The sequence below is a fragment of the Kluyvera sichuanensis genome (assembly GCF_014218705.1).
Classification (GTDB): Bacteria; Pseudomonadota; Gammaproteobacteria; order Enterobacterales; family Enterobacteriaceae; genus Kluyvera; species Kluyvera sichuanensis.
Genome location: NZ_JABBJF010000007.1, coordinates 90048 through 108421, shown reverse-complemented (window position 1 = coordinate 108421; position 18374 = coordinate 90048). Strand labels below are relative to the sequence as shown.

At 54.9% G+C, this 18374-nt stretch carries 20 protein-coding genes and 1 other RNA gene; 12 read left to right on the top strand and 9 right to left on the bottom strand.

Annotated elements, in window-relative coordinates; all coding sequences use genetic code 11:
* From mzrA to HII27_RS10570, 8 genes are all read left to right on the top strand, one after another.
* Positions 1-381: an EnvZ/OmpR regulon moderator MzrA gene (gene mzrA, locus HII27_RS10605; protein WP_185667872.1), complete on the top strand. Its 381-nt coding sequence runs from the start codon at positions 1-3 to the stop codon at positions 379-381.
* Positions 382-528: 147 nt separating this feature from the next.
* A complete protein-coding gene (locus HII27_RS10600; RefSeq protein ID WP_185667871.1) occupies positions 529-897 on the top strand; it encodes a DUF1090 domain-containing protein in 369 nt (122 codons plus the stop codon).
* A gap of 26 nt (positions 898-923) precedes the next feature.
* Positions 924-1229 (top strand): DUF883 family protein, encoded by a 306-nt coding sequence (locus HII27_RS10595; RefSeq protein WP_185667870.1) that lies wholly within the window; start codon positions 924-926, stop codon positions 1227-1229.
* 2 nt (positions 1230-1231) lie between these two features.
* Positions 1232-1630, top strand: coding sequence for a phage holin family protein (locus tag HII27_RS10590; protein WP_185667869.1), 399 nt, complete (start codon positions 1232-1234; stop codon positions 1628-1630).
* Positions 1627-1917, top strand: coding sequence for a YqjK-like family protein (locus HII27_RS10585; RefSeq protein ID WP_185667868.1), 291 nt, complete (start codon positions 1627-1629; stop codon positions 1915-1917). Before HII27_RS10590 ends, HII27_RS10585 begins: the two co-directional genes overlap by 4 nt.
* A gap of 193 nt (positions 1918-2110) precedes the next feature.
* A complete protein-coding gene (locus HII27_RS10580) occupies positions 2111-2503 on the top strand; it encodes a DoxX family protein (protein ID WP_064542109.1) in 393 nt (130 codons plus the stop codon).
* A gap of 70 nt (positions 2504-2573) precedes the next feature.
* Entirely contained in the window at positions 2574-3560 is a 987-nt protein-coding gene (locus HII27_RS10575) for a glutathione S-transferase family protein (protein ID WP_185667867.1), read from the top strand.
* 129 nt (positions 3561-3689) lie between these two features.
* Positions 3690-4055 carry a DUF805 domain-containing protein gene (locus HII27_RS10570; RefSeq protein WP_185667866.1) on the top strand — a complete coding sequence of 122 codons (366 nt, stop codon included), beginning with the start codon at positions 3690-3692 and terminating at the stop codon, positions 4053-4055.
* A 75-nt stretch (positions 4056-4130) separates the two neighbouring features.
* Here the strand turns inward: HII27_RS10570 and HII27_RS10565 are convergent, their stop codons facing one another.
* Positions 4131-5027, bottom strand: coding sequence for a LysR family transcriptional regulator (locus HII27_RS10565; RefSeq protein WP_185667865.1), 897 nt, complete (start codon positions 5025-5027; stop codon positions 4131-4133).
* A gap of 104 nt (positions 5028-5131) precedes the next feature.
* On the opposite strand from HII27_RS10565, the gene HII27_RS10560 reads away from it, so the two are divergent.
* Together HII27_RS10560 and HII27_RS10555 are read left to right on the top strand one after the other, a co-directional pair.
* Positions 5132-5833 (top strand): pirin family protein, encoded by a 702-nt coding sequence (locus HII27_RS10560; protein ID WP_185667864.1) that lies wholly within the window; start codon positions 5132-5134, stop codon positions 5831-5833.
* 26 nt (positions 5834-5859) lie between these two features.
* Positions 5860-6021 (top strand): hypothetical protein, encoded by a 162-nt coding sequence (locus HII27_RS10555; protein ID WP_185667863.1) that lies wholly within the window; start codon positions 5860-5862, stop codon positions 6019-6021.
* Between the two features lie 33 nt (positions 6022-6054).
* On the opposite strand, the gene HII27_RS10550 is transcribed toward HII27_RS10555, so the two are convergent.
* From HII27_RS10550 to HII27_RS10520, 7 genes are all read right to left on the bottom strand, one after another.
* A complete protein-coding gene (locus HII27_RS10550; RefSeq protein ID WP_185667862.1) occupies positions 6055-7359 on the bottom strand; it encodes an L-cysteine desulfidase family protein in 1305 nt (434 codons plus the stop codon).
* 19 nt (positions 7360-7378) lie between these two features.
* The gene (locus HII27_RS10545) at positions 7379-8704 is read right to left on the bottom strand and encodes an SLC5/6 family protein (RefSeq protein ID WP_185667861.1); all 1326 of its coding nucleotides are present in this window, start codon (positions 8702-8704) and stop codon (positions 7379-7381) included.
* Positions 8705-9250: 546 nt separating this feature from the next.
* Positions 9251-9631, bottom strand: an RNA gene (gene rnpB, locus HII27_RS10540) — RNase P RNA component class A.
* A gap of 32 nt (positions 9632-9663) precedes the next feature.
* Complete coding sequence (garK, locus tag HII27_RS10535) at positions 9664-10809, bottom strand: glycerate 2-kinase (protein ID WP_185667860.1); 1146 nt, start codon at positions 10807-10809, stop codon at positions 9664-9666.
* 95 nt (positions 10810-10904) lie between these two features.
* Entirely contained in the window at positions 10905-11795 is an 891-nt protein-coding gene (gene garR, locus HII27_RS10530) for a 2-hydroxy-3-oxopropionate reductase (RefSeq protein ID WP_185667859.1), read from the bottom strand.
* 30 nt (positions 11796-11825) lie between these two features.
* Positions 11826-12596 (bottom strand): 2-dehydro-3-deoxyglucarate aldolase, encoded by a 771-nt coding sequence (gene garL / locus HII27_RS10525; RefSeq protein WP_185667858.1) that lies wholly within the window; start codon positions 12594-12596, stop codon positions 11826-11828.
* 26 nt (positions 12597-12622) lie between these two features.
* Positions 12623-13963, bottom strand: a complete 1341-nt coding sequence (locus HII27_RS10520; RefSeq protein WP_185667857.1) for an MFS transporter — start codon at positions 13961-13963, stop codon at positions 12623-12625.
* Positions 13964-14376: 413 nt separating this feature from the next.
* Here HII27_RS10520 and garD point away from each other — a divergent pair, with 413 nt between their 5' ends.
* The gene (gene garD, locus HII27_RS10515; protein WP_185667856.1) at positions 14377-15948 is read left to right on the top strand and encodes a galactarate dehydratase; all 1572 of its coding nucleotides are present in this window, start codon (positions 14377-14379) and stop codon (positions 15946-15948) included.
* A gap of 61 nt (positions 15949-16009) precedes the next feature.
* Here the strand turns inward: garD and HII27_RS10510 are convergent, their stop codons facing one another.
* Positions 16010-16825 (bottom strand): DeoR family transcriptional regulator, encoded by an 816-nt coding sequence (locus HII27_RS10510; protein ID WP_185667855.1) that lies wholly within the window; start codon positions 16823-16825, stop codon positions 16010-16012.
* Positions 16826-17075: 250 nt separating this feature from the next.
* On the opposite strand from HII27_RS10510, the gene kbaZ reads away from it, so the two are divergent.
* Positions 17076-18371 (top strand): tagatose-bisphosphate aldolase subunit KbaZ, encoded by a 1296-nt coding sequence (gene kbaZ, locus HII27_RS10505; RefSeq protein WP_185667854.1) that lies wholly within the window; start codon positions 17076-17078, stop codon positions 18369-18371.
* Positions 18372-18374: the final 3 nt, after the last annotated feature.

Sequence of the window (18374 nt, the reverse complement as noted above, 5' to 3'; positions counted from 1 at the left end):
ATGGTGGCAAACCGCATTCTGCTACGTCGATTTGCCGTTAGTCTGGGCATGATGCTGATGCTATGCATCATGCTTTGGCTATGGGCCGCACTGCAGCGCGAAGAGTCTACGCTGGCCATTCGCCCGATGAATCAGGCCAGCATGCCCGACGGCTTCTCCATTTCTCATCATCTGGATGCTAACGGCATTCGCTTTAAGAGCATCACGCCGAAGGATGATGCCTTATTGATTACCTTTGAATCCAGCGAGCAGAGCGCCGCGGCGAAGCGCGTGCTGGATAACACCCTGCCGCACGTCTACGTGATAGCGCTGCAGGATGAAGATAACAACCCGGCAAGCTGGCTGTCCCTTCTTCGTGACACCTCGCATCGATTTGGTTAGCCACTTCCAGGAATCCGAATACTTTCACCCGCTTTGGTGATTTTGTATTTTACTTACTATGCTTAGTATTGTGGGTGACGCAGCGGCGCTGCCTACATACCGGAAAAAGTACATGCCGATGTACTACGCACAATGGAAGGTTCATACATGAAATACCGCATCGTTCTTGCTCTTGCCCTCGCGTCTCTTAGTGCGAGCGCAGCAGCAACATCACTGTGTCAGGAAAAAGAGCAGGACATTCAGCGCGAGATTGGCTATGCCGAGAAGCATAACAATCAGCACCGTATCGACGGCCTGAAAAAGGCGCTGAGCGAAGTCCAGGCACACTGTACTGACAGCAAGCTTCGCGCCGATCATCAGGAAAAAATTGCGGAACAGAAGGATGAAGTTCGCGAGCGCGAGCAGGATCTGAAGGAAGCAGAGCAGAAAGGCGATGCGGATAAAGTGGCAAAACGCGAGCATAAGCTGCAGGAAGCCAAAAAAGAACTTAACGCGCTGGAATCCCGCGCATATTGAGTGGAAATCCTTAAAGGAGAGATACGATGGCTAAAGATTCGACATCAGATCAGTTACGCGCAGAGCTGAAGGCCCTGTCCGATACCCTGGAAGAAGTCCTGAATGCTTCCACCGACAAATCCAAAGAGGAGATGAGCAAACTGCGCAGTAAAGCAGAGAGCGCGCTCAAAGAGAGCCGTGATCGTCTGGGTGAAGCAGGTGAAGTGCTAACGAAGCAAACGCGTGAAGCAGCGGCGAAAGCCGATGGCTACGTGCGTGAAAATCCGTGGACCGGCGTCGGTATTGGTGCAGCTGTCGGGCTGGTGCTGGGCGTTCTGCTGACGCGTCGCTAAGCATGAGTCAATCTCAACACGCGCCGGGGCCGGGAAAGAACATTCTCGGCATTGGCCAGCGCATAGTTACCCTCGTGGTTCAGATGGTCGAAACGCGGCTGCGCTTAGCGGTCGTCGAACTGGAAGAGGAGAAAGCCAACCTCATCCAGATCCTGTTAATGGCCGGGCTTACCCTGCTGTTCACCGCTTTCGGCCTGATGAGCCTGCTGGTGCTGATCATGTGGGCCGTTGACCCGCAGTATCGCCTTATCGTAATGGTCGCCACTACGGCAACCCTGCTGCTGCTCGCGATCGCTGGTGGGATATGGACCCTGCGCAAAGCCCGCCGCTCCACCCTGCTGCGCCATACTCGCCACGAACTGGCTAACGATCGCGCCCTGCTGGAGGATGACGAACCATGAGTCCACGTCAGGAGCGAGAGGAACGCAAAGCGTATCTGCTGCGGCAGATTCAACAGCAACGGCTGGATATGAGCGCCAGCCGTCGCGACTGGCTGGAGGCCACGCAGCCCTACGATCGCGGTTGGGCTCGCCTGGTAAGCCTGCGTTCATGGGTGATGGTCGGCAGCAGCGTGATGGCGGTGGTCTCTTTGCGCCATCCGCGTTTTCTGGTGCGCTGGGCCCGCCGCGGTCTGGGCGTCTGGAGCACCTGGCGCATGGTCAGAAATATCCTGCGCCGCTCCGTTTAACCTTCCCTACTCTGCTTTTCTCGCTGCCATACATCATTGCTCAGATTCTTTGAAGAACTTCAACAGTTTTCCTTGCTAACAATTGTTATACGTCACAGTTATATTTCTCTCCATCGACAGCAGCTACGCGCTATCAACGTGTAAACGCTCAATAAAACGGTTTAACTGCCCGCAAGGTTCTCTGGAGAGAAAGATGAAAAAATTAGAAGATATTGGTTTCCTGGTCGCACGTATTCTGATGCCGATTCTGTTTATCACCGCAGGCTGGGGCAAAATCACCGGGTATGCGGGTACGCAGCAGTATATGGAAGCAATGGGTGTCCCTGGTTTCCTGCTGCCACTGACCATTCTGCTTGAGTTTGGCGGCGGTCTGGCGATTCTGTTCGGTTTCCTGACTCGTACCACCGCGCTGTTCACCGCAGGCTTCACCCTGCTGACCGCCTTCATCTTCCACAGCAACTTTGCTGAAGGCATGAACTCGCTGATGTTTATGAAAAACCTGACCATCGCTGGCGGCTACCTGCTGCTGGGTATTACCGGTCCAGGCGCATTCAGCATCGACCGCGTGCTGAATAAAAAGTGGTAAGCGCACTATACTGAATGAATAAAAAAGCGAGGAGATATCTCCTCGCTTTTGCTATCTGGAGGAGAACCTCATGGGACAATTGATCGATGGCGTCTGGCAGGACGTCTGGTATGACACCAAATCCACCGGTGGACGTTTCCAGCGTTCGGTATCCGCATTTCGCAACTGGCTGACCGCCGACGGCGAGCCAGGCCCGACCGGTAACGGTGGTTTTGCCGCCGAGAAAGATCGCTATCACCTGTACGTCTCTCTTGCCTGTCCGTGGGCGCACCGCACGCTGATCCTGCGTAAACTCAAAGGGCTGGAGCCGTTTATCTCGGTTTCCGTCGTGAACCCGCTCATGCTGGAAAACGGCTGGACCTTCGACGCCGATTTCCCGGCCGCCACTGGCGATACGCTTTATCAGCATCAGTTCCTTTATCAACTCTATCAGCATGCCGATTCCAGCTACTCCGGGCGCGTAACCGTACCGGTGCTGTGGGATAAAAAGAACCAGACCATCGTCAGTAACGAATCTGCGGAGATCATTCGCATGTTCAATACTGCATTTGATGCCCTGGGCGCCAAAGCGGGCGATTACTATCCGCCAGCGCTGCGCGGGCAGATTGACGAGCTGAATAGCTGGATCTATGACACCGTGAACAACGGGGTCTACAAAGCCGGTTTCGCCACCAGCCAGGCAGCCTATGATGATGCCGTCGAGAAAGTCTTTAGCTCGCTGGATCGCCTGGAGAAGATCCTCGGCCAGCACCGCTACCTGACCGGTAATCAGCTCACCGAAGCCGATATTCGCCTGTGGACGACGCTTATCCGCTTCGATCCGGTCTACGTGACCCACTTTAAGTGCGATAAGCATCGCATCAGCGACTATCTGAATCTGCACGGCTTCCTGCGTGATATCTACCAGATGCCGGGTATTGCTGAGACCGTCGATTTCGACCATATCCGCAACCACTACTTCCGTAGCCACAAAACCATCAACCCGACCGGGATTATCTCCATCGGGCCATGGCAGGATCTGGACGAGCCGCACGGCCGCGACGAGCGTTTCCGCTAAGCACACCGGGCATCGGTCCTCGATGCCCAATTAATTCACCCTATCAATATTTACCACCTTTTCATTCACGACTATCCTTAGCTTGATCGCTTTAAAAACAAGTGATTAATGATCAACTGAGGCATAAAAATGGATTGGTATCTCAACGTTCTACGTAATTACATTGGGTTTGGCGGCCGCGCCCGTCGCAAAGAGTACTGGATGTTCATTCTGGTGAACGTCATTTTGACGTTCGTGCTGGGGGTGATAGACAAGATGCTAGGCTGGCAGCGCGCTGGCGGCGAAGGGATCCTCACCACTATTTACGGCATTCTGGTCTTTATTCCGTGGTGGGCAGTGCAGTTCCGCCGACTGCACGACACCGATCGCTCGGCGTGGTGGCTGTTGCTACTGATCATTCCGGTGATTGGCTGGATTGTGATCATCATCTTTAACTGCCAGAACGGAACGCCTGGCGACAACCGTTTCGGACCGGATCCGAAGCGTCTTTCCTGATCCCGGGTCGCTTCGCTCGGCCGGGCTACATGTTGCAGGTAGCCCGGACGAGGTGCGAAGCACCGACTCTGGGGTTTATTTCGCGGTTAACAGCTTTTGAATCTCACGCAGACACCAGGACTTCGCTTCGCCCATGCTGTCGCGACGCCAGGCCATGATGATATCAATTTCGCTGGTGTATTCGGGGCTCACCACGCGTAAGCGCCCCTGCGCGATATCCTCTTCGACCATTGGATACGGCATAGTCGCTACGCCCAGGCCGGCTAACAGCGCCTGGCGCTTCTCTTCCATCGACGTGACCGTCAAACGCGGTTGCTTATCCAGCAGCTGTACCGTCAGTACCGGACGCTCGCGGGCGGTGTCGGCAATCGCCACGCCGCGATACTTCACGCGCGTCACTTCCGACAGCGGTTCGGCTTCCTGATGGATAGGGTGATCCGGCGCGGCAACATAAACGTTCATCACCGAATAGAGTTTGCGGGAGTTAATCTCCGTCGATGAGCGAAAATGCATATCCGGCGCAATCACGATATCCGCCCTACCCTGCTCCAGGCGCTCCCAGGCGCCCGCCAGCACTTCGGTAATAATCGACAGTTGGGTATTGGATTTGGTCGCCAGCTTTTCCACCAGCGGGAACAGCGCAGAGGTTGGGATCAGCGCTTCTGCTACGATGGTAAGATGGGTTTCCCAGCCGCGAGCCAGCGCTTCGGCATCGGTCGTCAGCTTATCGGCGGCTTCCAGCAGCACGCGCCCGCGTTCCAGCAGCATGCGCCCCACGTTAGTGAATTTTGTTCGATGACCCGAGCGGTCAAACAGCACCACGTCCAGCTCTTCTTCCAGCTTTTGCATGGTGTAGCTTAATGCCGAAGGCACGCGTCCGAGCTCATCAGCCGCGGCGGCAAAGCTTCCGCGTCTATCGATGGCGTCCATTACTCGTAGTGCTTCCAGCGTCAGTGCTCTCTCTTTAGCCATGGCGTGCTCATTCAGTAAATTTGAACATACCGGGCAGAATATCTGGCTAACAATGCAGCGTCCATACCTTTACCATTGTTTTAGTGTAAAGGAGGGTCAAGAAGATGATTACCACAAGAACAGCGAAACAGTGCGGACAGGCAGACTTCGGTTGGCTGCAGGCTCGCTACACCTTCTCTTTTGGGCACTACTTTGATCCGAAGCTGCTGGGCTACGCCTCACTGCGCGTGTTGAATCAGGAAGTGCTCGCACCGGGCGCCTCATTCCAGCCACGCACCTATCCAAAAGTCGATATTCTGAATCTGATTCTGGAAGGTGAAGCGGAGTATCGCGATAGTGAAGGTCACCATATTCATGCCAAAGCCGGTGAAGCGCTGCTGATTGCCACTCAGCCAGGCGTCAGCTATAGCGAGCATAATCTGAGTAAAGACAAGTCGTTAACCCGGATTCAAATCTGGCTCGACGCCTGCCCTGAGCGCGAGAACTCGCGCGTGCAGAAGATCAAACTGAAAGAGATCGATCACCAACTGTTAGCCTCGCCGGACGGCAGCCAGCACAGTCTGCAGCTGCGCCAGCAGGTATGGCTGCACCATATCGAGCTTGCCAAAGGCGAGCAGGTCAGCCTGCAGCTGCACGGGCCGCGTGCCTATCTGCAGTCGATTCATGGCACGGTTCACGCACTGGCTCACGAGGCGGAAAAACAATCTCTGACCTGCGGCGATGGGGCGTTTATCCGCGATGAGAGCAATATCACACTGGTGGCTGATACCCCGCTGCGCGCTTTGCTGATAGATTTACCGGTGTAACGATTTTCAGGGACACCGAAGACAAAATGAGTAAGCGAAACAACAAAAAGCAGCACAAGGCCGTCGTCGTTAAAGCACCACAGCCGGTCAGCGCGCCAAAAAGCTTTGGCTTTGAAGAGATGCTGAACGAGCTGGAAGCGATTGTTTGTGAAGCAGAACGTCATCAGGCAGCAGAACACGCCGCCTGAGAAGATGCCCCGGCCAGAGACCGGGGCTATTTTTTACGCGAGCTTGCTCGCCATAATCTGAATCACCTGCTTGTCCGTCTGCTGCATGGAGTGGCAGGCCAGCGAGCAGAGGTTGCTAATCGACTGCTCCACATCGTTCGCCACAATCCCCTCATTTCCAGTTACCGCCGTTTCATCCAGCGCCATCAGCACCGCTTTCCACGCCGACGACACGCTGGTTGAGACCTTCATCGCGCAACTGTTAGACGCGCCATCGCAGATAATGCCGCTGACGTCGCCGATCATGCTGCTGATGGCCATTGAGATGCTGCGGTAGCTGCCGTCGATAAGCCAGCAGATACCGGCTGCCGCTCCCATCGAGGCGGTGGTCGCGGCACAAAGCGCCGACAGCATCGGCAACTGGTGATGGATATAGATAGCCGTCAGGTGCGAAAGAATCAGCCCGCGGGCCATTTTTTCCTGCGAGCAGCCCAGATGCTCCGCGACCACCACCACCGGCATAGTCGCAGCAATGCCCTGGTTGCCCGAGCCGGAGTTGCTCATTGCTGGCAGGCAAGCGCCGCCCATGCGTGCATCAGAGGCCGCCGAAGTGCGGATCATGATGTCGGTCAGTAGATCTTTTGCCAGCAGCCCGCGCTCGCGCTGACGTTGCAGGGTCGCCCCAATATGCAGGCCATACGGCGCACGCAGCCCTTCATGAGAGAGCGCGCTGTTCAGCAGGGCGGCATCGAGGATAAAGCTTATCTTTTCAAACGGCACCTGCTCGGCAAACTCAACGACCTGCTCCAGGGTGACATTTTCAAGGGATGTTGTCTGCTCTTCTTCTGCGCCTTCGCCATTGCTGACATTCAGCAGCGTCACGCCATTTTTCACTACGCGAATCACTCGCGTATGGCCACCGGCAATGGTCACCGTCGCCGATTCATCGAGGGTATAGACCGTGGCGCTGGCATAGAGCACGTCATCGCACGGCTCTTCCATCGTCACCGACACTTTACCGCTGGCCAGCAGAACCTTGGCCGCCGTAATGTCCTCCACCGACGCGCCCTTCAGCACTTCCAGCCCGGCCTGCGCGTCGCCACCCAGCGCACCCAGCGCGGCGGCAATCGGCAGCCCCACCATCCCCGTACCCGGCACGGTAACGCCCATGCCGTTTTTCATCAGGTTCGGCGACACTTTAGCCACGATATGACTAACCCTGCCCGCCAGATGCGATGCCGCAATCGCGCTCGCCAACGCCAGTGAAACCGGCTCGGTGCAGCCCATTGCGGGCTTCACGTTCTGTTTTACCGCCTGAATCATGTTGTCCCAGAGCGGATTCATTGATACATCAACCATATTCATTACCACACGTAAATCAGGAGAAGGCCAGGAACGGCGAGACGCAGAGCAGCAGGCCGGTAATGATGATAATCACCAGCGAGACGCCTTTGTATTTGTGTAGCGCCGGGACTTTGTAGACCAACCAGGCCGGAATCAGACAACCCACCATGCCGAAAATCGGGCTACAGATAGAGGTGAAGCTCAACACTGGCGCATTGAGAACAATGGCGCTCCAGGCCAGCAGGATGGCGAAGATCATGATCCCGCGCTGCACCAGCTTCTGATTGATTTGTTCTTCCGGCATTTTGCGGCGCAGCAGGTTGATAACGATCCCCTGCGTCGCTTCGCGGAAGCCCAGATAAACGCCGAAGAAGGCGGTCATCACAGCAAAGATATTGAGGATCACGCTCACCACGGTCACCCAGGCACCCGCGCTGCCGTTAATAAACTGGGCGGCAATCGCCAGCGCCGAGATGTTCTGCTCGTAAGCTTTCACCGCTTCATCGTGACCCATCGCCAGCGTAAAGGAGACGGCGTAGAAGAAGACCACCACGAACAAAATGCCAAAGGCGATGTTCATCGCCCGCAGCGCCTTGTGACGCGCCACTTCGCGGGATTTTTCTTTTGAGCGATAGGAGATAACCATCGGGCTCAGGGTTTGAATAAACAGGATAGAGGTCAGGGTAAACGGCAGCGTGATGATGGCGTTCTTAATCAGCAGCCCCATCGGCGGCAACGTACCGGCGTTGTACAGATGCCACATACCGACCATCGACACCCCAAGTGCCGCCACCACCAGCAGTTTGGTCAGCACCATAAAGCTGGAGACTTTAAACAGCAGCTTCTCCCCGCGCGACGATATCGCTACCAGTACGCAGATCAGCACCAGGCCATAAAACGGGTTTTCGGAGAGCAATCCGTCGGTCACGCCGAAGGTATGCAGATAGGAGGCGCTGTCGTTGGTGATCGCCGTGGAGTACACAAACATCCAGATAACCAACATGATGAAGTAGAGCGCACCGAGTAAGATCCCCCAGTTTTTGCCGAGGTAGCCGCTGATAACGCTCGGGTAGTCTTTACACTCCGGCGATTCGGCAAGCGTATTAATAAACAGGCGCTGGAATAGGTACATCGCCGGGTAGCCAACGATGGAGGAGAGCAGGAAGACCCACAGCCCCATCAGGCCAACCTGAACCGGCAGGAACACGATCCCGGCCCCGATCGCCATCCCGATACTCATAATGACCCAGCCAACGTCGGTACTGTCGAATTTTATTGCCGCCTGCCATTCACTTTCTGACATGCCCGCTCGCGCGGCCGCTGACGACGTCGGCGCGGTTGCTATTGAGATTGTTTCCATAACAAATTCTCACTCTTAGTATGTAGGGGTTTATTGTTTTAATGCAGTTTGATGTTCCAGATATTTTTAATATTACAGGCTTATTCACTGCCTTTTTTAGAGTGAGAAAATGATAGCGCGGGTTATGGAGAAAAAACTTGCAACTCCATGCGCTGAGAAACGTCGAAAGTAGAAAATATTGCTACGATTAGCGCAAAATAAACCAATGTATTTCTCTTGAACTAAAAAAAGAGAGATTTCGGTTGTTTTCGCTTCCAACACCATAAGCGTAATAAGTTGTTTTATAAGGAATTTTAACCGGATAGCGATTTCTTCGATGATGAACGCTACGCAGGTTTTGTGAGATAGCGCAATGAGTCGTGTTAACAACATGTGAAGTTAAAGAAAGGTAAAAAATGACGGTTATCACACCATTACATCAATTTAGTGAATAACTCTATTTTTTGTATGGATATGGTAAACAAATAGAATATAACGCTACTGAAAAGGCGTGTCCTTCAATCAGCGCCGAAAAGCAAAAACCCCGCCGAGGCGGGGTTTTTTAAGAGGTGAAACTGACCGATAAGCCGGGTTCTGTCGTGGACAGTCATTCATCTAGGCCAGCAATCGCTCACTGGCTCAAGCAGCCTACCCGGGTTCAGTACGGGCCGTACCTTATGAACCCCTATTTGGCCTTGCTCCGGGTGGAGTTTACCGTGCCACGGACTGTTACCAGCCGCGCGGTGCGCTCTTACCGCACCCTTTCACCCTTACCTGATCCCGCTTGCGCGGGCCATCGGCGGTTTGCTCTCTGTTGCACTGGTCGTGGGCTGTTACACCCCCCAGGCGTTACCTGGCACCTTGCCCTATGGAGCCCGGACTTTCCTCCCCTCCGCCCGTCTCCCCCGAAGAGGACGACGACGAAGCGGCGACTGTCTGGTCAGCTTCGGCGCGCAGTATAGAGGGTTTGCGCGCCGATGTCACCCTTCGATCCGCATCCCCACCTGAATGGCGGCGGCAATGTTCCGGGAGGTCTGATAAATGTTCTCCGCCGCATCGCGGAACGCCTCTTCCAGCGAGCCAATACGGTTCAGCACGCTGAATACCGAATCAATGCCGTACTGGTGCACCACGCCAACATCGCGCGTCAGGCTACCGGCAATGCCGATAACCGGTTTATGGTATTTCTTCGCCACGCTGGCTACGCCTACCGGCACCTTGCCGTGAATGCTCTGGCTATCGAGACGGCCTTCACCGGTGACCACCAGCGTGCAATCGTGAATATGCTCTTCCAGATTCAGCGCCTGGGTCACAATCTCAATGCCGCTGCGCAACTCTGCGCCCAGGAACGCCATCAGCGCCGCCCCCATTCCGCCCGCGGCGCCAGATCCCGGCACGGTTTTCACGTCGATACGCAGCGAGGCTTTGATCGCCTCCGCATAGTGGGCCAGGTTGCGATCCAGTTCGACGATCATCGCCTCGGTCGCCCCTTTCTGCGGGCCAAAGATGCAGGAAGCGCCCTGCGGCCCGGTCAGCGGGTTCGTCACATCGCAAGCCACGCGAATCGCGCAGTGTTGCAGGCGGGCGTCCAGGCCGGAAATATCAATGTGATTAAGGCTCATCAGGCTGCCGCCGCCAAAGCCAATCTCCTTGCCCTCGGCATCGCACAGCTTCGCGCCCAGCGCCTGCACCATACCGGCACCGCCGTCGTTGGTCGCGCTGCCGCCAATACCGATAATAATGTTCTTCACCCCACTCTCCAGCGCCTGGAGGATCAGTTCCCCGGTGCCGTAAGAGGTGGTAATCAGCGGGTTACGCTGTTCTGGTGGCACTAAGGCCAGGCCGCTTGCGGCCGCCATTTCAATAAAGGCGGTATTCCCGTCGCCGGAGATCCCCCACTGTGCTTCCACGGCTTCGCCGAGCGGGCCAGTGACCGTTGATGTCACCGAACGCCCCTGCGTGGCCGCAATCATCGCCTCAACCGTTCCTTCTCCACCGTCGGCGACCGGCACTGACACGAATTGCGCTTCCGGAAAGATTTCCCGAAATCCTTTTTCTATTGCCTGAGCTACCTCGGTGGCAGAAAGGCTTTCTTTATAAGAGTCTGGGGCGATTACGATTTTCATATCTGAGCCTATTAGCGCACGACGCCGGAGGGCGTTTTACTGCTCCGGCCTACCCTGTAAGCCCGGCACGCAATGCGCCACCGGGCACAACGTCCTTAGCGAGTGACTTCCACTTTCGCCAGCTTTTCGTAATAGCATGCCAGAGCGCTATGGTCAGCGGTTCCCAGACCATCGGCACGCAGCGCCTGCATCATCTCCATCACCGCCGCGGTCAGCGGCAGCTGTGCGCCAACGCCGTGCGAGGTATCCAGGGCATTCGCCAGATCTTTAATATGCAGGTCGATACGGAAACCCGGCTTGAAGTTACGGTCCATCACCATCGGTGCTTTCGCATCCAGCACGGTGCTGCCTGCCAGGCCGCCGCGAATAGCCTGATACACCAGATCCGGGTTAACGCCCGCTTTGGTTGCTAGGGTCAGCGCTTCAGACATCGCCGCAATGTTCAGCGCCACGATCACCTGGTTTGCCAGCTTGGTCACGTTACCCGCACCGATGTCGCCGGTATGTACCACCGAACCCGCCATCGCTTTCATCAGGTCGTAGTATTTATCGAAGATAGCTTTATCACCGCCCACCATCACCGACAGCGTACCGTCGATGGCTTTTGGCTCGCCGCCGCTGACCGGCGCATCAAGCATCTCAACGCCCTTCGCCTTCAGCGCATCACTAATTTCACGGCTGGCCAGCGGAGCAATCGAACTCATGTCGATAAGCACGGTGCCCGGCTTCGCGCCTTCGATAATGCCGTTTTCGCCCAGCGCCACGTCTTTCACGTGCGGGGAGTTTGGCAGCATGGTGATGATCACATCACACTGCTCGGCAATCGCTTTTGCCGTGGTTGCCGTTTCGGCACCAGCGGCGATCACTTCAGCGATCGTTTCAGGATTACGGTCAGAAACCACCAGCGAGTAACCTGCTTTCAGCAGATTTTTACTCATCGGTTTACCCATGATACCCAGGCCAATAAAACCAACTTTCATCGTCATTTCCTCAAATGTGTATGTATTCGGTGGTGGTTACTTCTTGAAGGCGTCAGCCAGCTTCTGCGTACCGGCGCGGAACACGCCCAGATCGCTGCCGACCGCCACAAAGGTTGCGCCCCACTCCAGATAGCGACGCGCATCGGCTTCTACCGGTGCCAGAATGCCGCTCGGCTTACCGTGCGCTTTGGCACGGGCGAAAATGTGTTGAATCGCCTGCTGCACTTCCGGGTGAGAAGCGTTGCCCAGATGGCCTAACGCCGCGGCCAAATCGCTTGGGCCGACGAAGATACCGTCAACGCCGTCGGTAGCGGCAATGGCATCAACGTTATCGACGCCAAGCTGGCTCTCGATCTGCACCAGGATGGTGATGTTCTTATTGGACTGCGCGAAGTAATCCGGCACGGTGCCAAACATGTTGCCGCGATGCGAAACGGACACACCGCGAATGCCTTCTGGCGGATAGCGGGTAGAGGAGACCGCCAGCGCGGCTTCTTCTTCGGTTTCTACGAACGGGATCAGGAAGTTGTAGAAACCGATATCCAGCATGCGCTTGATAATCACCGGCTCGTTAGTCGGGATACGCACCACCGGTGCGCTCGCGCTGCCTTTTAAGGCCATCAGCTGCGGGATGAGCGTCGTCACGTCGTTCGGCGCATGTTCACCGTCCAGTACCAGCCAGTCGAAACCGGCCAGTCCTAACACTTCGGTGCTGATTGGGCTGGAGAGTGCGGACCAGCAGCCAATCTGAACCTGTTTGGCAGCCAGTGCCGCTTTGAATTTGTTAGGGAAAATCGCGTTATCCATTTTCATTACCTTAAGTTAGTCGTGGCTTACTTACGCAGTTCCAGACGTTTGATGTCGCCCACCACGAACAGGTAGCAAACCATCATCATCAGCGCAGAGCAGCCTACAAAAATCAGTGCGCCATTAAAGGAGTGCAGCTCACTCACGATATAGCCAATCACCAGCGGAGTGACGATAGACGCCACGTTGCCGAAGACGTTAAACAGCCCGCCGCACAGCCCAACAATCTCTTTCGGTGCCACATCGGAGATAACCGGCCAGCCGAGTGCGCCAAAGCCTTTACCGAAGAATGCCAGCGCCATCAGGGTTACCACCAGCGCGGTGTTATCGGTGTAGTTACACAGAATAATCGTCGATGCCAACAGCATGCCCAGCACGATAGGCAGCTTACGAGCAAAGGTCAGCGTACAGCCACGGCGGATCAAGTAGTCAGAGAACAGACCGCCCAGCACGCCACCGGCAAAGCCACACAGCGCCGGGATAGATGCCACCAGCCCTACTTTCAGAATCGACATCCCTTTATCCTGCACCAGGTAAATCGGGAACCAGGTGAGGAAGAACCAGGTAATGGTGTTCAGGAAGTACTGACCAAAGAAGATACCTAACATCATACGGCTGCTGAGTAACTGCTTGATGTACTCCAGCTTCGGACCTTTCGCCGCATCGCTGCCCGGCTTTTTATGGTCCATATCGACCACAGCACCGTTATCCGCAATAAACTTCAGCTCATCTTTAGACATACGCGGATGGTCAGTCGGGTTATGAACAAACTTCACCCACATCCCGGTCAGCACGAAGCCAATCGCCCCCATCACGGTAAAGACGTGTTCCCAGCCCCAGGCAAAGGTCAGCCAGCCCAGCAGTGGAGAGAACAACGCTAACGAAAAATACTGCGCAGAGTTAAAGATAGCGGACGCGGTGCCACGCTCTTTAGTCGGGAACCAGGCCGCCACGATACGGGCGTTCGCTGGGAAAGATGGCGCTTCGGAGAAGCCCAGCATAAAGCGCATAAAGAACATGGAGACGCCTGCCCACGCTAATGGGAAGAAGCCAACAAAGCCCTGCAGGAAAGTGAACAGCGACCAGAAGAACAGGCTGTAGGTGTACACTTTCTTCGAACCAAATTTATCCAGTAACCAACCACCGGGGATCTGCATGAGCAAATAAGCCCAACCGAACGCAGAGAAGATATACCCCATTTCTACCGCGCTCAGCCCCAGCTCTTTCGCCACCGATGTACCGGCAATGGAGAGCGTGGCGCGGTCAGCATAGTTAACGGCCGTAACAATAAAAATAACTAACAAAATTAAATAACGAGTCGGCATTCCTTTCGTTGATCCAGAAACATCAGCAGTATCATGTATCATTTTATTATCCTCGGGGGTACAGAGCACCTTAATTGTATTTTTATTATTAAGGCATATTTCGCTGATTATTAATTGATAACAAGCGACTAAATAAACCAATAAGACACTATGAAATCGGGATTCAGTATAATCAGGAAACCAGCGCCATACATTGTGCAAACACACAATCTCAACGCTTTTAAAAATCTTTTAATTATACATATGCACATAACACTGGGCGCTGATGCACAATTTCACGCTTTGATACCCTTGCGCCACGGGGCATCACAATAATAAGTGATCTCAATCACATTTTTAAACTTCAACACCTGACATGCTTTATTCCATAATCAAAGTGTTCTTATTTTCAATAATGAAAACCCTGACACTTCTATCTTTTATTTTTTGCCCCGCTGGCTGGAGAATACTGGACAATGGCTAACATTGAAATCAGACAAGAATCGCCGACTGCCTTTTATATTAAAGTGCACGACACTGATAATGTGGCGATTATTGTTAACGATAACGGATTAAAAGCAGGAACACGTTTTCCTGATGGTCTGGAATTAATTGAGCATATTCCCCAGGGGCATAAAGTAGCTCTGGTAGATATTCCCGAACGCGGCGAAATTATCCGCTACGGCGAGGTCATCGGCTATGCCGTTCGCGATATCGTGAAGGGCAGTTGGATTGATGAGTCCACGGTTATTCTGCCGGAAGCACCGCCGTTGAACACGCTCCCGCTGGCCACCAAAGTGCCGGAAGCGCTGCCGCCGCTGGAAGGCTACACCTTCGAAGGCTACCGCAACGCCGACGGCAGCGTCGGCACCAAAAACCTGCTGGGCATCTCCACCAGCGTGCACTGCGTGGCAGGCGTGGTGGATTACGTGGTCAAGATTATTGAGCGCGATCTGCTGCCAAAATACCCGAACGTCGACGGCGTGGTAGGCCTTAACCACCTGTACGGCTGCGGCGTGGCGATTAACGCCCCGGCGGCCATCGTGCCCATTCGTACCATTCATAACATCGCCCTGAACCCGAACTTTGGCGGCGAAGTGATGGTGGTCGGCCTCGGCTGCGAAAAACTGCAGCCAGAACGCCTGCTGCAAGGGACCGAAGATGTGCAGAGCATCCCGGTCGACAGTGCCAGCATTGTGCGCCTGCAGGACGAACAGCATGTCGGCTTTAGATCGATGGTCGACGACATTCTGCAGGTAGCTCAACGCCACCTGGAAAAACTGAACAAGCGCCAGCGTGAAACCTGCCCGGCATCTGAACTGGTCGTTGGGATGCAGTGCGGCGGCAGCGATGCCTTTTCCGGCGTCACCGCCAACCCAGCGGTGGGCTACGCGTCTGACCTGCTGGTCCGCTGCGGCGCAACCGTCATGTTCTCAGAAGTCACCGAAGTGCGTGACGCCATCCACCTGCTCACCCCGCGCGCCATCAACGAAGAGGTCGGTAAACGCCTACTGGAAGAGATGGCCTGGTACGATAACTACCTCGATATGGGCCAAACCGACCGCAGCGCCAACCCGTCTCCGGGCAACAAGAAAGGCGGTCTGGCAAACGTGGTAGAAAAAGCACTGGGCTCTATCGCCAAATCAGGCAAGAGCGCCATTGTGGAAGTGCTATCACCGGGCCAGCGCCCGACCAAACGCGGCCTGATTTATGCCGCCACCCCGGCAAGCGATTTCGTCTGCGGCACCCAACAGGTGGCCTCTGGCATTACCGTTCAGGTCTTCACCACCGGTCGCGGTACGCCGTACGGCCTGATGGCGGTGCCGGTCATTAAGATGGCTACCCGCACGGAGCTGGCGAACCGCTGGTATGACTTAATGGATATCAACGCCGGAACCATTGCGACGGGCGAAGAGACCATTGAGGATGTGGGCACCAAGCTGTTTGAGTTTATTCTCGACGTGGCGAGCGGGCGGAAGAAAACCTTCTCGGATCAGTGGGGGCTGCATAACCAGCTGGCGGTGTTTAACCCGGCACCGGTGACCTGATGCACTAATCGCGCTCCTGCCTGATAACAACCGGGATAGCACCACCGCTATCCCGGTTTTTTTATTCCGATGCCGCCACCAGCGTGACGTCGATACCGCTTTTGCGCAGCCCTTCCAGACTTTCCGCCGGAATACCTTCGTCGACGATGATCATATCCACGCGCTGCATATCAATAATCTTATGCAGACTGGAGCGGTTAAATTTGCTGGAATCGGTGACGATAATGATCTTCTCTGCGACTTCGCTCATCCGGCGATTCAGCCGCGCCTCATCTTCATTATGGGTACTGATCCCACGCTCAAGGTCGATAGCGTCCACGCCAAGGAACAGCATGTCGAAATGGTAATTCTGCAGCGACTGCTCCGCCTGATCGCCATAGAACGATTGTGACTGACGACGCAGATGTCCGCCGGTCATCAGCAGCTCAACGCCCTCGGCATCCAGCAGCGCATTAGCTACGTTCATACCGTTCGTCATGGCAATGACGTCCGTATGCTGACGCAGGCGACGCGCGATCTCATACGTGGTGGTCCCCGAGTCGAGGATAATACGATGCCCCGGTTTTATCAGTTGAACCGCCGCTTCAGCAATACGTCGTTTAATCGCGGTATTCAGCGAACTTTTATCCTCAACCGAAGGCTCATTTCCAGGCTGGCTGCCGTCACAGATCAACGCTCCGCCGTAGGCACGCACCGCAATCCCCTGCTTTTCAAGGAACGCCAGGTCGTTACGGATAGTGACGGTAGATACGCCAAAGTGAGTGGAAAGATCGTTAACCTGTACGCTTCCTTGCTGGCGCAAGCGCTGAATAATGAGTTCACGCCTTTCACTGGTGCCTGTGATGCGCTTTTCTGCGGACGAATCCGTGCTGCTCATAATGAATCCCTTAATCCAATCTTTCGTTTCATTTCGATTGTTCTATTAACGCCTTTCTTTTAGCAGATTGCAAGCGCAAGAAATGGCACTTGCCCCGTATCATCGGCCATACAAATCTTTCATTACGTTTCTTTTGTGAAACAGATCGGAAAATGAAAACCTTTCGTTTTATTTTTTAAATGACGTAATGCACTATAAAGTGAAATGAAACGAAAGATCAAAATTAAAACCATCGAATACGGAGAGGAAAGTGAAACATCTCATAGAAATGGTGGAACAACACAAACGGGGGAACGCAAAGGGCATTTATGCCGTTTGTTCAGCGCATCCGCTGGTGCTGGAATCCGCAATGCGCCTGGCGTTGCAAAACCACAGCCCATTACTGATTGAAGCCACCTCTAACCAGGTCGATCAGTTTGGCGGCTATACCGGTATGACGCCCGCTGATTTTCACCGTTTCGTTCATCAACTCGCTGATACATTACAGTTGCCGCGCGAACAGCTGATTCTCGGCGGCGATCACCTCGGCCCAAACCGCTGGCAAACGCTGCCTGCCGCCACGGCAATGGCCAATGCCGATGAGCTTATCAAAAGCTATGTGGCCGCCGGATTCAAAAAAATCCACCTTGATTGCAGCATGTCCTGCGCTGACGACCCCGTCCCGCTGACCGATGCCATCGTCGCAGAACGCGCCGCGCGACTCGCCGCCATTGCCGAAGCTACCTGCAAAATGCATTTTGGTCACGCTGACCTCGTGTACGTCATTGGCACCGAGGTTCCGGTACCGGGCGGCGCGCATGAAGCGCTCACTGAACTTGCCGTCACCACGCCGGAAGCGGCTCAGGCCACGCTGCAAGCCCATCATCATGCTTTTGAAGCGCAAGGGCTTGCCGACCTCTGGCCGCGTATCGTCGCCTTAGTGGTTCAGCCCGGCGTTGAGTTCGATCACACCAACGTCATTGACTATCAGCCGCAAAAAGCCGTGGCGCTGAGCAAAATGGTGGAATCTCACCCCGCGATGGTCTTTGAAGCACACTCCACCGACTATCAAACGCCGCACGCCCTTCGCCAGTTGGTGATTGACCATTTTGCCATTCTGAAAGTCGGCCCGGCACTCACCTTCGCTCTGCGCGAAGCGCTGTTCTCACTGGCAGGAATTGAAGAAGAGTTGCTGCCTGCTAAGGCTATTTCCGGTCTGCGACGCGAGCTGGAAAACGTCATGCAGGACCGTCCCGAATACTGGCAGAGCCACTACCACGGCGACAGCAATACACGTCGGCTGGCACGGAGCTATAGCTACTCAGACCGCATGCGCTACTACTGGCCTGATACTCAGGTCGACAGCGCCTACGAACGGCTGGTACGCAATCTGGCGGATACCCCGATTCCACTGCCGCTGATAAGCCAGTATCTCCCTTTGCAGTACGCCAGAGTCCGTGAAGGGAGCCTGAGCGCCACGCCGCACGCGCTCATTATCGACCATATTCAGGACGTTTTACGCCAGTACCACGCCGCCTGTCAGGGCGACAAATCCGATAGCGAATAACGA